Source organism: Kitasatospora sp. NPDC048662 (assembly GCF_055587065.1).
On record NZ_JBVJHA010000018.1, the window covers coordinates 66538 to 80323 of the forward strand.

12 protein-coding genes are annotated in these 13786 nt (G+C 74.8%); 6 read left to right on the forward strand and 6 right to left on the reverse strand.

Annotated features, from left to right (window positions below):
- Positions 1 to 18 precede the first annotated feature (18 nt).
- Complete coding sequence (locus ACZ6R9_RS31635) at positions 19 to 453, forward strand: hypothetical protein (RefSeq protein WP_465542041.1); 435 nt, start codon at positions 19 to 21, stop codon at positions 451 to 453.
- An 83-nt stretch (positions 454 to 536) separates the two neighbouring features.
- Here ACZ6R9_RS31635 and ACZ6R9_RS31640 read toward each other — a convergent pair whose 3' ends face one another.
- Together ACZ6R9_RS31640 and ACZ6R9_RS31645 are read right to left on the reverse strand one after the other, a co-directional pair.
- On the reverse strand, positions 537 to 845 hold the full coding sequence (locus tag ACZ6R9_RS31640; protein ID WP_380487583.1) for a hypothetical protein: 309 nt from the start codon (positions 843 to 845) through the stop codon (positions 537 to 539).
- Between the two features lie 63 nt (positions 846 to 908).
- The gene (locus tag ACZ6R9_RS31645; protein WP_465542043.1) at positions 909 to 1562 is read right to left on the reverse strand and encodes a GNAT family N-acetyltransferase; all 654 of its coding nucleotides are present in this window, start codon (positions 1560 to 1562) and stop codon (positions 909 to 911) included.
- 417 nt (positions 1563 to 1979) lie between these two features.
- On the opposite strand from ACZ6R9_RS31645, the gene ACZ6R9_RS31650 reads away from it, so the two are divergent.
- Positions 1980 to 4283: an ATP-binding protein gene (locus tag ACZ6R9_RS31650; RefSeq protein WP_465542045.1), complete on the forward strand. Its 2304-nt coding sequence runs from the start codon at positions 1980 to 1982 to the stop codon at positions 4281 to 4283.
- Here ACZ6R9_RS31650 and ACZ6R9_RS31655 read toward each other — a convergent pair.
- Both ACZ6R9_RS31655 and ACZ6R9_RS31660 read right to left on the reverse strand, forming a co-directional pair.
- Positions 4267 to 4497, reverse strand: a complete 231-nt coding sequence (locus ACZ6R9_RS31655; RefSeq protein ID WP_380487577.1) for an acyl carrier protein — start codon at positions 4495 to 4497, stop codon at positions 4267 to 4269. The genes ACZ6R9_RS31650 and ACZ6R9_RS31655 overlap by 17 nt on opposite strands.
- A 24-nt stretch (positions 4498 to 4521) precedes the next feature.
- Entirely contained in the window at positions 4522 to 5412 is an 891-nt protein-coding gene (locus tag ACZ6R9_RS31660; RefSeq protein ID WP_465542047.1) for a class-II aminoacyl-tRNA synthetase family protein, read from the reverse strand.
- A gap of 468 nt (positions 5413 to 5880) precedes the next feature.
- On the opposite strand from ACZ6R9_RS31660, the gene ACZ6R9_RS31665 reads away from it, so the two are divergent.
- The 4 genes from ACZ6R9_RS31665 to ACZ6R9_RS31680 all read left to right on the forward strand — a co-directional run bounded on the left by ACZ6R9_RS31665 (position 5881) and on the right by ACZ6R9_RS31680 (position 11372).
- Entirely contained in the window at positions 5881 to 6948 is a 1068-nt protein-coding gene (locus ACZ6R9_RS31665) for a phytanoyl-CoA dioxygenase family protein (RefSeq protein WP_465542049.1), read from the forward strand.
- Positions 6930 to 8207 (forward strand): DUF6271 family protein, encoded by a 1278-nt coding sequence (locus ACZ6R9_RS31670; protein ID WP_465542051.1) that lies wholly within the window; start codon positions 6930 to 6932, stop codon positions 8205 to 8207. Before ACZ6R9_RS31665 ends, ACZ6R9_RS31670 begins: the two co-directional genes overlap by 19 nt.
- Positions 8208 to 8418: 211 nt before the next feature.
- Entirely contained in the window at positions 8419 to 10125 is a 1707-nt protein-coding gene (locus ACZ6R9_RS31675) for a condensation domain-containing protein (protein ID WP_465542053.1), read from the forward strand.
- Entirely contained in the window at positions 10122 to 11372 is a 1251-nt protein-coding gene (locus tag ACZ6R9_RS31680; protein WP_465542055.1) for an MFS transporter, read from the forward strand. Before ACZ6R9_RS31675 ends, ACZ6R9_RS31680 begins: the two co-directional genes overlap by 4 nt.
- A 137-nt stretch (positions 11373 to 11509) precedes the next feature.
- On the opposite strand, the gene ACZ6R9_RS31685 is transcribed toward ACZ6R9_RS31680, so the two are convergent.
- A complete protein-coding gene (locus ACZ6R9_RS31685) occupies positions 11510 to 12478 on the reverse strand; it encodes an LLM class flavin-dependent oxidoreductase (RefSeq protein WP_465542057.1) in 969 nt (322 codons plus the stop codon).
- 93 nt (positions 12479 to 12571) lie between these two features.
- Entirely contained in the window at positions 12572 to 13771 is a 1200-nt protein-coding gene (locus ACZ6R9_RS31690; RefSeq protein ID WP_465542059.1) for an MFS transporter, read from the reverse strand.
- Positions 13772 to 13786: the final 15 nt, after the last annotated feature.

A 13786-nucleotide genomic window follows, 5' to 3' on the forward strand; every position in this document is an offset into this window, starting at 1 on the left:
GTGCGCGTGAATGACTCCATGCCCAGCGAATCCACGCCCGAGGGCCGCGAGCCCACGCCCGAGGGCCGCGAACCCATTTCCTTCGCCACGAAGGCGAAAAACCTGGCCAAGAAGCACAAACGGAAGCTGCTTGTGGCCGGTGGTGCCTTGGGCCTCGTGGTCCTGGCCGTCGTGGTCGCCCCTCTCGCCGAGGGGCGGGAAGCGGAGGACGCCGAGGATCCGGAGCCGCTCTCCGGCCCCGAACCCACGGACGAACGACGGTCCCTCCGCGCCTACGACGTTGACCCCCACCTGCGCAAGCTTCCCGAGGGTCAGAACGCCAGCGAGGAAAAGAAAGCCCAGTACAAGCAGGAGACAGGAAATGATCTCCCTGCTGACAGCACCTGGGTCGATGGGTGGTCCCACCAGGGCGACCCGCCCAAGGACGCGGACCCCGGCGAAGCCGCAGCCTGAGTCGGCGAGGAGCGTGCTGCGCGCACCGGGCGACTGCGGCAGCCGGAGCGATCAGCCGATCACGAAGCACCTCGACGTGGTGATCAGCCCCGCCGCCACCAGGCCCTGACGGTCCGCCACCGCCCGCGCGCGGGGCGGGCCGCACGGTCCGCAAGCAGCGAGCGGCCCTCGAAGCGGCCGCCGGGCACCTCGATCGGCATTGTCCGGTTGGCCTCGGCGAGCAGTTCGGCGTGCGCGGCGTGCGAGGTGCCGCGCACCGCCTCCTCGTAGGCGGCCAGCATGCCGCCCGCCGCGGCGGCGGCTCCGCGGTGTCGCCGCAGGGCCTGTCCGGCCAGCCCGAGCAGGGTCAGCACGCCGGCCAGCACCGCCAGCGTGATCAGGTAGGGCAGCATCGGCGCTCCGTCGTCCGTTCCGGCACTCCACCCTCCAACGTCCTTACCGGGCCGGGTGGTTCCTCAGTCTCGCGCGGGGAGGCCGAACAGTTCGGCGCAGCGGGCGAGGCCGGTGAGGGCGATGTCCGGACGGCGGGTGGGCTGCCAGTCGGCGCGGTCCAGGCGGAAGCGCTGGGTGAGGGCGAGTTCGCCGAGGCGGTTGTCGCGTTCGAGGCCGTCGGGCCGGTAGCCGAGTCGGCGGGAGATCGCGGCGGAGGCGGCGTTGTCGGTGAACGAGGCGGAGATCGCCGAGTCGGCGGCCAGGCCGTCGAAGGCGAGGTGCAGCATCGCGGCGCGGGCCTCGCTGCCCAGGCCCCGGCCGTGGTGCTCGATGCCCAGCCAGGAGCCGGACAGGATCTCGCGGCGGATCGCGAACTCGGTGGCGCGCAGCGACTGGACGCCGACGGGCCGGCCCTCGTCGAAGACCACCAGCGGCAGCGCCCAGCCCTCGGGGGTCCACTCCGCCTGGGACCGCCAGTGGGCCTTGAGGACGGAGCGGGCCCGTTCGACGGGTGTGCCGTAGGACCAGGTGGAGCGGAACGGGCGGGTGCCGGGCTTGACGACGCCGCGGGCGGCGACGTCGGCGAGTTCGGCGAGTTCGGGTTCGGTGGGCAGCCGCAGTTCCAGGCGCGGGGTGCGCACGCTCAGGGCGGCGAGCGGCCAGTGGTCGGTCAGCATCGCATCAGTGTGCCCCGTGCGGGGCGCGGCAGTTGGTCATTTTCCGGGCGCCACAGGAGCGCCACAGGAGCGCCACAGGGGCGTCGCAAGGGTGCCCGCACGGGCGTCGCAGGGGTGCCCGCATGAGCGTCGCGGGCGCACCACAGTGGCATCGCAGGGGGCATCGCAGGGGGCATCGCAGGGGGCATCGCACTCCGCTGGCCTGGTCGGTTCCGGTGGACGGCCGGTCCGCCGCTTCCCGGACGGCGGATAGGCTGGCGCGACGGCGTGCTGCGGAGCCGGACACCGCCCCCATCCTTCGGGTTCGTGCGGGGCACCGGCAAGGTGTTGCCTGTTGACAGGGCCAAGTGTCAACACTCGGGCAACCGCCGTGCCGCCGGGCAGTGACAGCACATCAGGAAGTGGGGGCCGGGGCCGGTGACGTTCGGCGAGCGGCTGCGGCGGTTGCGGGAGGAGCACGGGGTCTCGCTGGCCGGGCTCGCCCGCGCCACCAACTACAGCAAGAGCTATCTGAGCCGGGTGGAGACCGGTCGGCGGCACGGCACGCCGGCGCTGGCGGCGGCCTGTGCCCGCGCGCTGGGGGTGGACGTGGCGCTGTTCGGGCCGGTGGGCGGCCCCACGCCGGACAGCACGGCCGGCAACACCGTGGCAACCCCGCCGCCCGTGCCGGTGCAACTGCCGCCCGCGCCGGGCGTCTTCGCGGGCCGCGGGGCCGCTGTCGCCGAGCTGGACTCGGCGCTGTCCGCGGCCCGGGCCCGTTGGGGCGAGGGCGGGCCGCGGGTGTGGGTGATCGACGGGATGGGCGGGGTCGGCAAGACGGCGCTGGCGGTGCGCTGGGCGCACCGGGTGCGGGACCGGTTCCCGGACGGGGTGCTGTTCAGCGACCTTGCGGGGCACGGCAGTTCGGGGGCGCCCCGGGAGCCGGGCGAGGTGCTGGACAGTTTTCTGCGGGCACTGGGCGCGGACGCGGGGGCGATCCCGCCGCAGGTGGCGGACCGTAGTGCGCTGCTGCGCACGCTGTTGGCGGAGCGCCGGGTGCTGCTGGTGCTGGACAACGCGGCGGCGCCGGCCCAGGTGCGTCCGCTGCTGCCGGGTGCGCCGGGGTGTGTGGTGCTGGTGACCAGCCGGACCAGGATGGCGGGGCTGGTGGTGCGGGACGGGGCGCGCCGGGTGACGCTGGCTCCGTTGCCGCAGGGCCGGGCGGTGGAGTTGCTGCGGCGCACGCTGGGTGCGGAGCGGGTGGACGCGGAGCCGGCCGCGGCGGAGGAACTGGTGCGCCTGTGCGGGCGGTTGCCGTTGGCGCTGCTGGTGGCGGCGGAGCGGGCGGCGGGGCGGCCGGGGCTGCCGCTGGCCCGGGTGAACGAGGAGTTGCGCTCCGGCCGCAACCGGCTGCGGGTGCTGGCGGCGGCGGACGACGGCGATTCGGCGCTGCGGGTGGTGTTCTCCTGGTCGTACCGGGCGTTGGCGCCGGAGCCGGCCCGGGCGTTTCGGCTGCTGGCGCTGCATCCGGGGGCGGCGCTGACGGGTGCGACGGCGGCGGCGCTGCTGGGTACCACGGCGGGCAACGCGCGGGAGCTGCTGGATCTGCTGGCGGACGTCCACCTGTTGGAGGTCGAGGCGCCGGAACGTTTCCGCTTCCATTCGTTGCTCCAGGTGTACGCGCGGGAGCTGGCGGAGACCCAGGATTCGCCGCGGGACCGGGCGGCGGCACTGGACCGGCTGTTCGACTGGTACCGGCAGGGAGCGGACGCGGCGGGCCGGCTGCTGGAGCCGGGCGGCCGTCCGGCGGCGGGGGCGTCCCTGCCGGGGGTGCGGCCGCCGGTGTTCGCCTCGGTCGAGGAGGCGGTGGCGTGGTGCGAGGCGCATCTGGCGGACCTGCTGTCGGTGATCCGGTACGCGGCACTGGCGGGCCGTCCCCCGGCGGCCTGGCAACTGCCGTTCGCACTGTGGTCGTTCTTCCATCTGCGGCACTACCGGGCGCAGTGGCTGAACGCGGCGCGGATCGCGGTCGCGGCGGCGGCGGACAGCGCGGATCCGCGGGCGCTGACGGTGTCGCTGGTGCTGCTGGGGACGGCGCAGTTGCACGCGGGGCGGCAGACGGAGGCGGAGATCCACCTGCGGCGGGCGCTGGAGCGGTGCGCGGGCGGTGCGGCGGATCCGGAGAGCGAGTGCGCGGCGCGCAACAACCTGGCGGAGCTGATGCTGCGCCAGGGGCGTTCGGCGGAGGCGCTGGAGCTGCTGGATCCGGCGCTGGCGCTGGGCCGGGCGATCGGGTACCGCTGGGTGGAGCGGGTGACGCTGACCAATCTGGGTGAGGCCTCGCTGCGGGTGGGCCGGCTGGCGGAGGCGGAACGGCTGCTGCTGGAGGCGCTGTCGCTGCGGGCGGGCAGTGCGGACGGCCGGACGGAGGGGCTGGCGCTGCTGCACCTGGGGACGGTGCACCGGGCGCTGGGCCGGCTGCCGCAGGCGGTGGGCTGTCTGCGGCGTTCGCTGGAGCTGCACCGGGCGGCGGGCAACCGCTGGGCGCAGGGCCGCACCCTGGAGCAGTTGGGGCACGCGTTCGCGGCGCTGGAGCGCGGGGCGGACGCGGCGGCGCTGTGGCAGCAGGCGCGGGAGGTGATGGCGGAGACCGGCGATCCGCGCCGGACGGGTCTGGACGCCCTGCTGCGCCCGGCCGCTGTCGGCCGGGCGCCGGGCCGGGGGGCTACCCGGCGGGGGTGAGGAAGCGCTCGTTGACGCGGGCCAGGGTGCGGAAGTCGTCGATGGTGACCTCCTGCAGGTCGATGGTGTCGCCGGTGAGGTCCTCCAGGAGGTCGATGAACTCCAGGAAGTCCATCGAGTCGATCAGCCGGGCCTCGATCAGGTCCTCCTCGGGGCCGATCGGGCCGTCGAGGTCGGGGTTCTTCTCGTGCAGCCAGGTGGCGATGCGGTCCATGGTTCTCCTTCGGGTGCGGGCGGTTCAGGCGCGGACGGTGTCGAGGTGGCCGAGTGCGGCTTCGGCGCGGACGGTGTCGAGGTGGCCGAGTGCGGCTTCGGCGCTGCCGTGGGCGAGGATCATGGCGTGCACCCAGCGCTCCAGGCCGAAGGCGACGCAGGCGCTGTGGGCGGCGCCGTTCTGGCCGGCCCGGATGCCGAGGCGTTCGCCGAAGAAGTTGCGGTGCCGGTTGACGGAGGCGATGGCGGTGCCGTCGGGGGCGCTGAACTCGTGCTTGACGGGGTCGAGTCTCATCAGCTTCGCCCGGGAGCCGCCCTTGTCGTAGAACGGGTCGTCGGCGGCGGCGCGGGTGAGGTCGAGGCCGAGGTGTTCGGCGGTGGCGGTGATGAACGCGGCGCCATGTTCGAGGTGGGCGGTGGCGCCCTGGTGGGTGCCCAGGTAGAGCACTTCGCGCATGTGGAAGCCCCACAGGCGGCGCAGTCCGTCGTAGTGGGTCTCGTTGCGGAAGCAGCGGCCGGCGGCGGACAGCCGGACGCCCTCGCCGACGTCCTGGCCCTCCAGTGAGAGCAGCAGGCCGTAGCAGGTGGCGGACGGCAGCAGGTGGCCGGTGGGCTCGACGGCCTGCGCGCCGGGGGTGTCGCCCGCTGCGAGGCCGGCGTGCGCGTCGGTGGTGAACCGGGCGGCGCTGACGCCGAGGTGCGGGAAGTTGCGGAAGTAGTCGAGCTTGGCGAGTCCGTCGACGGCGAGCAGTGGCGGTCCGAGGACTTCGGGGGCGGCGAGCTGGGCGGCGAGGCCGGTGAGCAGCTCGTCGAGGCCGCGCAGCAGGGCGGTGTGGACGGGGTCGAGGGTGACCAGTCCGGGTCCGGGGTTGGCGAGTCGGACGCCGGGCACGGTGCTGGTGCCGGTGGTGCGCATGGCGGAGGTTCCCTCTCGGCGGGAGCGGGCGGTCGGGGTACGGCGGCGGTGCGCGGGTGGACGCGGTGGTCTCCTCGTGCGGGCGGCCGGTCGAACGGGACGGCGCGGATGCGGGCCGTCGTCGGCGGCGGCGCGGTGGAACCGGCGCGGCGCGGGCCGACGCTCCGTCAGGGATCGGAGCCGAGGGGGACATTAGGACAGTCCCGCGCCAATTGTCCAGACCAACTCGCAACCGCACCGAGCTTGACCCGTGGCCGGCTCCGGTTACCGGACCGGAACTTGACAAGACTTGTGGTCTGGACCAATCTGGCGATCGAAAGCGGCCGCGGCGCCTTCCCGGCGCCGCCCTTCCCGGCCGCGTCCTCTCTCTCCGCCCGGCCCGCTGCGAGGGCCGCCGGCGCACCCCGTCCCCCGTGCGGGGCCCTCTCGTTCGACCACCTCACGCCTGCTCCCTGGAGGGGCTCTTCCATGTCCGTGCCATCCCGCCGCGCCCACCTGTACCGGGCCGCGAGCGACCGCCCGTACTTCAGCAACGACGGCGAGTCGTACCTCGCCCAGCACACCCTGCGCGAACTGACCAAGTCCCGGCCGCTGCGCGTGCTCTCCGAGGAGGACTTCGCGCACTGGCAGACCTACGGCTACGTGATCGTCCGCGAGGCGGTGCCGGCCGGGCACGCCCGCCGGATGCTCGAATTCGCCTGGCAGTTCCAGGGCTTGGACCCCGAGGACCCGGACAGCTGGTTCGCGGACCGGCCGTTCCGCTCGGCGCTCGACCAGCAGTTGCACATCTACGGCTTCGTCGAGGCGTACCACCACCAGCTGCTCTGGGACAGCCGGCAGAACCAGCGGGTCTACGACGCGTTCGTGGACGTCTGGGACTGCGAGGAGCTGTGGGTCACCCTGGACCGGCTCAACCTGAACCCGCCCAACCGGGGCAACCGCGACCGGGCGCTGATCGACCCCACCGACCGAGGCTTCGACATCGAGCTGCACTGGGACATCGACACCACCCTCGGCGTCCCGCCGCAGCGCGTACAGGGCATCATCGCCCTCAACGACACCTCGCCGGAGACCGGCGGCTTCCAGTGCAACCCGGAGCTGTTCCGGCGGTTCGAACCGTGGAAGCTCACCCAGCCCGCCGACCGCGACCCCGTCCGGCCCGTCATCGACCGCGCCGAACTGCCGGTCGTCCGACCCGAGCTGCACCCCGGCGACCTGCTGATCTGGAACGGCCTGCTGGCGCACGGCGTCGCCCGCAACCTGTCCGAGCAGGGCGTGCGGGCGGTGCAGTACCTGTCGATGATGCCCGCGCTGGAGGAGCACGAGCGGCTGCGCAAGTCCCGCGTCGACTCCTGGCGGCACCTGCGCACCCCGCGCTGGAACCGCACCCTGGTGGGCGACCCGGTCCTGCACGAGTCCAAGCGCTACCCGACCGCTCGACTCACCGAGCTCGGACGCAAGTTGCTCGGCCTCGCTTCCTGGCACGAGTCGGCCGCGGCCGCCGTTGGGGTGGACCAGTGCGCCGCGTCTGCCTGACCCTGCCCACCAACCGGGCCTGCGCCCCCGCCCTGCGCTCGCTGGCCGATGAAGCAGCGTACGGGGCACGGGAGTTCGGCGTCCGGGTGGAGCTGCTGGTGCTGGACTCCTCCCCCGCCCCGGTACGCGCCGAGCACGCCGCGGTGCTGGCTGCCCTGCCGCCCGCGCCCGGGGTGACGGTCCACCACCTCGACGAGGACGCCCAACGCGCCTTCCTCGCCCGGGCGCTGGCCCGTGCGGGGCTCCCGCCCCACCTGCTCTGCCTGCTGCTGCCCGACGCCGTCTCCTACGGGGCCTGCACCGACCGGGCGTTCCTGTACGCCGAGGCGCTCGGCTGCGCCTCGGTGCACCGCCGCGACTCCGACAGCCGCTACCAACTCCTCGACGGCGCACCGGTGTTCCCCATCCACCAGGAGCTGGCCGCGCTCGGCGCACCGGCGCGCGAGGTCGCCCGGAGCCTCGGCGGCAGGCGTCTGCGACGGCTCGGCCCGCACGCCGAGGCGCTGCCGGTGGCGCTGGTCGGGGCCTCCTTCATCGGCGAACTGTCGGTGGACGTGGCGGAGATCCTGGCCCTCGACCCGCAGGTGCACGCCGAACTGGTCGGCCTCTCACTGCCGCCGACCACCCCGCCGCTCTGGCGCGAGCAGGCCGTCCGCGAGGCCTTCCGCGGCGCGGGCACCGAACCGTTCACCACCGACCGGGCCGTCCTCGGCCCCGTCGCCCCGAACCGGATCGACATGTGCAACATCGCCCTGGACCGCGAGGTGTACGGCCGTATCCCGCTGCCGCCGGCGGTGGACACCATCGGCAGCGACTACCTCCTGCTCCACCTGGTCCGGCACGCGGCCCTGCCCGGCGTCCTGCACAACCGGCATATCATCAACTTCCATACCGGAGAGCGGCGTTCCGGCCACGGCAAGGTCGCCTACCACCTGCGCCTGGCCAAGTTCCTGCTGCTCACCCGCCGCCTCGGCGAGCTCTGCACCCGCCTGCCCGACACCATCGGCCGCCTCGACCCCGCCACGGTCGCGGCAACGGCCCGCGAGGTCGCGGGCGAGAGCGGCCGCGAGCTGGACGCCGAACGGCTGGACACCGTCGAGCGCTGCTACCGGCGCCTCGGCGAGGACTGGACGGCCGTCGCCGACACGATCGCCGAACGCCGCCTTGAGCTGCTGGCACGGGCCCGCACCGACCTGCACGACTTCGCCGAACTGATCGACGCCTGGGGGCCGTTGACGGCGGCCGTCCGCGCGGAGTAGCGGGCAGCCCTCGACCCGACCGCGACCCGCAGCACCGGCCCGCCCGAGCCCGCCCGGCTTCACACCCACCCGCACCCGCACCGGCGACGGCGGCCACCGTCCGTGCCCCAGCAGCCCGAGCACCCCGAGCACCCCGAGCACCCCGACCGATCCGACCGATCCGACCGATCCGACCGATCCGTTCCCGAGCAGGAACAGCGAGCGACCTCCCTTGCCTCCCTCTCCCTCTCCCTCCATCTCCATCTCCCGTACCGTCACCGTCCGTTGGGCGGGCGGCGAGCCGCGCCGTGGCCCGCTGACGCTCGGTCAGACCAACATGATCCGCTGCATCCTGCGGGACGGCGCGGCCGACGTCGACATCCACGACGTGTGGCCCGTCCCGCCGGGAGTCCGCACCGGGGCGGTGATCGACGCGCTGCGGGTGCTGACCGTTCGGCACGAGGCGCTGCGGACCGTCTTCCCGCACCCCGAAGGCGAGCTGCCGAGCGAGCAACTCGTCGCGGCCGCAGGCGAGTTCACTGTCACCGTGCACGAGGCCGACCCGCTGCCCGCCGACCCGGCGGGCTTCGCCGACGCGCTGGCCCGGCGGGCCCGTCTCGCGCCGTTCGACCTCGGCCGGGACCACCCGCTGCGGGCGACGGTGCTGACCTCTGGCGGAGTGCCCGTCCAGCTGGCCCTGGTCGCGGGGCACGCCGCCGCCGACGGCAGTGCGCTGGCCGTGCTGCGCGAGGAGTGGACGGCGCTGCTGGCCGGTGAGCAGCTGCCGGAGCCGGACGCCCTGACGCCACTCCAGCTCGCCGAGGAGGAGGCCGGCCCGGCCGGTCGACGCAAGGCGGCGGCCTCGCTGCGTTATTGGGAGCGGATCCTCGCCACCGCCCCGCAGGCGATGTTCGCCGAGCCGCGCGCCGTCACCGCCGGCGGCCCGGCGGCGCGGTTGACGCTGCGCTCCGCCCGGGGCGGCAGTGCGCTGGCCCGGGCGGCGGCGCGGCTCGGCGTGCCCGCGTCCACCGTCCTGCTGACCGCCTGGTGCGCGCTGGTCGCGCATCGCGCCGGGCAGTGCGTGTACGTCGGCGCCGCCCCCACCGCCAACCGCTACAAGGCCGAACTGGCCCGCGCTGTCACCCCGTTGTCGCAGGACGCGCTGCTGCGGCTCGACGTCACCGCGCCCGGTTTCGACGCGCTGCTCGGCACGGCCTGGGCGGCGGCGCTGAACGCGTACCGGCACAGCCGCTTCGACGCGCTGCGGCTGTGGGAGATGATCGAGCGCACCACGGTGCAGCGCGGCAGCCGGTTCGGGCGGGACGTGGTGTACAACGACGTCTCCGGCCTGCCCGGTGCGTTGCGCCCGGCCGCCGCGACGGCCGCCGCCGATCCCGAGCTGGAACTCACCTGGGGTCCCGAACAGTCGCTTCCCACCGGCCTGTTGGCGTTCGTGTACCGCACGGAGCCGGTGCTGCACCTGGCGCTGTGGCCGAACCCGCAGCTGTTCGACCGGGCGGAGGCGGCGGGCTTCCTGACCGGCCTGGTGCAGTTGCTGGAGGCCGCCGCCGACCACGACGTGCCGCTCGCCGAACTGACTGCCGTCACCGGGGTCCGCCCACCCGAACGCGACCACAACTGGCAACTGGTGGACGGCTGTTGGGTCTCCCTCACCGCCGTCGCGGCCGCCCTCTCGGACGCGCTGGGCGGCCGCCCGGTGCACGTCGGCGCCGACCTGACCGCCCACCTGGCCGGGGCCACCCCCGAGCAGGCCCACGCGGCGCTGATGCGCCTGCTCCCCGACCGGCCGGGCGTGCTCGCCCCGCGCCGCTACCTGATCGTGCCGAACGCCCCGGCCGAGCCCGGCCGGGCCGAGGCCTGGCTGGCGCAACCGCCCCTTCTGGAAGGAGACGGCCGCCCGGCGGCCGACCCGCGATGACCACCGACTCCCTCGCCGACGCCGCGCGACCCGCCGCGCTCCCGCCCAGCCCATGGCGCTCGCACCGCTTCCGTCTGCTGTTCCTGGCCCGCAGTTCCTCGCTGTTCGCGGACGGCATGCTGATGGTGTCGCTGACCGCGGCCGTCCTGCGCACCGGCCACGGCGGGAGCGGCGTCGGCTACGCGCTGGCCGCCTGGATGGCACCGATCGTGCTGCTGGTGCTGTTCGGCGGTGTGCTGGCCGACCGGTTCACCCCGCAGCTGATGATGGTCGGCGCGGACGCCGTCCGGATGCTCGCCATGCTGGCGCTCGGCCTGCTGCTGGCCACCACGCAGGTGGCGCTGTGGCAGATCATGGCGCTGATGGCGCTGTCCGGCGCGGCCACCGCGATGTTCCAGCCGGGTCTCGCGGGCATCGTCCCGCAGGTCGCCGAGGACATCCAGCGGGCGAACGCTCTGCTGCGCATCTCCGAGGCCGTCTGCACGCTGCTCGGCCCGGGCGTGGCCGGCCTGGTGGTCGGTTACTGGAGTGCGGCCGGTTCGTTCACCGTCATCGCGGCGGCGTTCGCGCTCAGCGCGCTGGGGCTGCTGCCGCTGCGCGGCCTGCGGGCCGCCGCCGCGGAGTCCGAGGACCCGCAGGCCCCGATCTGGCGCCGACTGGCCGTCGGCTGGCGGGAGTTCGGCTCCCGGCCGTGGCTGTGGGGCGTGATCGCGCTCTGGTCGGTGTACGGGCTGCTGGTGTTCGGCCCGGCGCTGCCGCTGGGCGCCGTCGCGCTGACGGATCAGCACGGCAGCGCGGGCTACGGCTGGATCGCCTCGGCGGACGGCGCGGGCACCGTCGTCGGCGGCCTGCTCGGCATGCGGGTGCGCCCGGCCCGCCCGCTGGTCGCCGGGGCCTGCGCGATGCTGTTCTTCTCGCTCAACCCGCTGGCCCCGGCGCTGCACTGGCCGTTCGCGCTGACGGCCGCCACCGGCCTGGTCGCGGGCTGCGGCTTCGCCTTCTGGGGCGTCATGTGGTCGACCAGCGTGCAGACCCACATCCCGCTGGGTGTCCTCAGCCGGGTCTCCGCGTACGACGTGGCCGGCTCCATCATGGTCATCCCCGTCGGCCGCGCCCTCTCCGGCCCGGTCGCCGCCGCCTTCGGCACCGACCACGTCCTGCTCTTCTCGGCCCTGGCCGGCCTCGTCCTGCTCGCCCTGATGCTGGCCCTCCCCGCGGTCCGCGCCCTGCCCCGCACCGCCCCCTGACCTCTGCTGCGCCCCCGAACGCCTCTGCCCCGCCCTGCCCGCCGCGGTGTTCGCGGCCTGGACAACCCCAAGGCCAAGGCCCACTGGTTAGCCGGGCCCGCCGCCGAGCTCCGGCCGCGGCGCCGGCCGGCGCCGACCTACGGCCTCGGCAGCGCGCCGGCCAGCGACCCGAGGGACGCCGGCGCGTCCGGCCCGACCGGCGCGAGGACGACGGTGGTGGCGCCGGCCGCGTGGCGGGCGGCGATGGCGGCGCGGGCCTGGGCGGGGGTGCCGGCGATGGCGAGGGCGCGGACCCACTCGGCGGGGAGGGTGCGGGCGAACTCCGCGCCGTCGGCGGCGGCCGCGCGGTGGGCGCGCAGGTCGGCGGCGAACGGGAGGGGGTCGAGGTGGGCGGCCCAGTCGGGTTCGCCGATCGCGCTCAGGCCGGGGCGGACCCGGTCGAGCGCGACGTCCTCGTCCTCGTCCACTGCGGCGGCGTCGTAGGTGACGACGGTGGCCTCGGGGCCGAGGTGGCGGCGCGAGCTGTCGATGTACGCGGGGGCGGCGGGTTCGGCGAGCAGCAGTCCGTCGGCGACCTTGCCCGCCGCGGCCTGCGACTTGGGGCCGCGCACGCCGAGGATCACCGGCGGCACCACCTCCGGGACCTCCGTCAACTGCACGCCCGCGCACCGCACGTAGCGTCCGCCGGCCGGGCCGGGTTCGCCGCGCAGCAGGGTGCGCAGCGCGGTGGTGTACTCCTTGAGCAGGGTGACGGGGCTGGCGGGCCAGGCGCCGGCCTCGCGCATCCAGCCGGGCATGCCGTGGCCGATGCCGGCGACGATCCGGCCGGGGTGGAGCTGGGCGAGGGTGGCGAGTTCCATCGCGGCGAAGCAGACGTTGCGGGCGCCGGCGGGCATGATGCCGATGCCGACGGTGATCCGGTCGGTCACCGCGAGCGCGGTGGCGGCCTGGGCGATGCCGCCCCGCCAGCCGAGGTCCTCGACCACCCACAGTTCGTCGAAGCCCAGCTCCTCCGCTCGGCGGGCGTACGGGATCAGGTCGCGGGCGGGCAGGTCGCGCGGCAGCATGACGCCGATCCGGCCTCGGACACTGGCTGTGCTGGACATCGGGGGCTCCTCACCAACGGCACGGGGGACATCCGCGCGACCGGACCGCCGACGCGGAAATCCGGTGATCATACCCACCGCCCCGACGCCCCGTCAGAGCGTCGCAGCCACCTGCTCGGCCGCCACCGGCTGATCGGCCACCACGACGGGCGCCTTCCGGTCCGCTGCCCAGGACCCGGCGGCGATCAGGAAGCCGATCATCGCCAGTCCCGCGCCGACCAGGGTGGGCGAGGTCCAGCCGAGGCCCGCCGACAGCGCGAGCCCGCCCAAGTACGCGCCCTGCGCGTTGGCCAGGTTGAACGCGCCCTGGACGGTCGCGGAGGCCAGCGTGGGCGCCTCGCGGGCCTTGTCGATCACCAGGGTCTGCACGGTCGGGACGATCGCGAACCCGGCCATGCCGATCAGCACCACCGTCACGGCGGCCGACCAGCGGGCGTGCGCGGTGACGGCGAACAGCGCGAGCGCGCCGGACATCGCGAGCAGCGCGCCGCACAGGGCGGGTCGCAGGGCGCGGTCGGCCGCGTAGCCGCCGATGACGTTGCCGAGGGTCATGCCGACGCCGAACAGGGCGAGGACCAGGGTGACGGAGGATTCGGCGAAGCCGGACACCTCGGTGAGGGTGGGGGTGATGTAGCTGTAGCAGGCGAACAGTCCGGCGCAGCCGAACACCACGGTGGCGAGGGCGAGCCAGAGCTGTCCGCTGCGGAAGGTGGCGAGTTCGCTGCGCAGCCCGGCGCCGGGGTGGGCGGGCAGCTGCGGGACGAGGCGGGCGATGGCGGCGGTGCCGAGCAGGCCGACGGCGACGACGACGAGCATGGCGGAGCGCCAGCCGAGGTGCTGGCCGAGCAGGGTGACGGCGGGGACGCCGACGATGTTGGCCACGGTCAGGCCGGAGAACATCACCGAGACGGCGCGGGCCCGCAGGTGGGGGGCGACCAGTTCGGCGGCGGCGACGGCGCCCGCACCGAAGAAGGCGCCGTGCGGCAGTCCGGTGATCAGCCGGGCGGCGGCGAGGAGGACGAAGTTCGGGGCGAGGGCGCACAGCAGGTTGCCCGCCGCGAACAGCCCGGCCAGGCCCACCAGCACGGCCTTGCGGGGCAGTCGGGCGGCGCCGGCGGTGAGCAGCGGGGCGCCGATCACCACGCCGATCGCGTACATCGAGATCAGCCACCCGGCGTCCGGGATGGAGACCTGGAGGCTGTCCGCGATCTGCGGGAGCAGCCCCATGGCGGCGAACTCGGTGGTGCCGATGGCGAACGCGGTGATGGCGAGGGCGACGAGCGCCAAGGGCATGGGGGTGCTCCACAA

Excerpts from the sequence above, each read along its gene's own strand:
- ACZ6R9_RS31635 (WP_465542041.1), top strand. The coding sequence starts at position 19 with ATGCCCAGCGAATCCACGCCCGAGGGCCGCGAGCCCACGCCCGAGGGC.
- ACZ6R9_RS31640 (WP_380487583.1), bottom strand. The coding sequence starts at position 845 with ATGCTGCCCTACCTGATCACGCTGGCGGTGCTGGCCGGCGTGCTGACC.
- ACZ6R9_RS31645 (WP_465542043.1), bottom strand. The coding sequence starts at position 1,562 with ATGCTGACCGACCACTGGCCGCTCGCCGCCCTGAGCGTGCGCACCCCG.
- ACZ6R9_RS31655 (WP_380487577.1), bottom strand. The coding sequence starts at position 4,497 with ATGGACCGCATCGCCACCTGGCTGCACGAGAAGAACCCCGACCTCGAC.
- ACZ6R9_RS31660 (WP_465542047.1), bottom strand. The coding sequence starts at position 5,412 with ATGCGCACCACCGGCACCAGCACCGTGCCCGGCGTCCGACTCGCCAAC.
- ACZ6R9_RS31665 (WP_465542049.1), top strand. The coding sequence starts at position 5,881 with ATGTCCGTGCCATCCCGCCGCGCCCACCTGTACCGGGCCGCGAGCGAC.
- ACZ6R9_RS31680 (WP_465542055.1), top strand. The coding sequence starts at position 10,122 with ATGACCACCGACTCCCTCGCCGACGCCGCGCGACCCGCCGCGCTCCCG.
- ACZ6R9_RS31685 (WP_465542057.1), bottom strand. The coding sequence starts at position 12,478 with ATGTCCAGCACAGCCAGTGTCCGAGGCCGGATCGGCGTCATGCTGCCG.
- ACZ6R9_RS31690 (WP_465542059.1), bottom strand. The coding sequence starts at position 13,771 with ATGCCCTTGGCGCTCGTCGCCCTCGCCATCACCGCGTTCGCCATCGGC.